Annotated in this window: 1 pseudogene; it reads left to right on the top strand. The window is 68.0% G+C overall.

The annotated features are described in order from the left end of the window. Window positions 1–569 (top strand): annotated as a pseudogene (locus tag NKH12_RS30510) (IS630 family transposase); the annotation flags it as partial.

Genomic DNA, 569 nt, shown 5'->3' on the forward strand with positions numbered 1-569 from the left:
ATGGGAAGAGCATTGAGCGGGGATCTTCGATCGCGGGTTTTGAAGGCTTCGGACGAGGGGATGTCGGCGCGGCAAGCGGCGGCGCGGTTCGGCGTGGGAGTGTCCAGCGCGATCCGCTGGATTGCGCGGGCGAAGATCGGCGAACTGGCACCACGCCCGCAGGGCCGCCGCCGCGCCTCCAGCCTCGATGCGCATGAAGCCTTCATCGTCGGGCTGATCGAGGAACGCAAGGACATCACGCTGAACGAGATGGTGGAGCGGCTGGTCGCCGAGCAGTCGGTGCGGATCAGCCGCAGCGCCTTGAGCGCCTGGCTTCGCGGCCACGGCTGGACATTCAAAAAAAGTCCGCGCACGCACTGGAGCAGGATCGCCCCGACGTGCTGAAGCGGCGCCGGGACTGGTTCGACGGCCAGCTCGATCTCGATCCGGCGAAGCTCGTGTTCATCGACGAGACCGGCCTCTCCACAAAGATGGCCCGCCTGCGTGGAAGAGCGCCGCGCGGCGAGCGCTGCCGGGCCGGCGTGCCGCATGGCCACTGGAAGACCACGACCTTCACCGGAGCGCTGCGG

It is taken from the genome of Mesorhizobium sp. M1322, assembly GCF_040318085.1.
GTDB lineage: Bacteria > Pseudomonadota > Alphaproteobacteria > Rhizobiales > Rhizobiaceae > Mesorhizobium.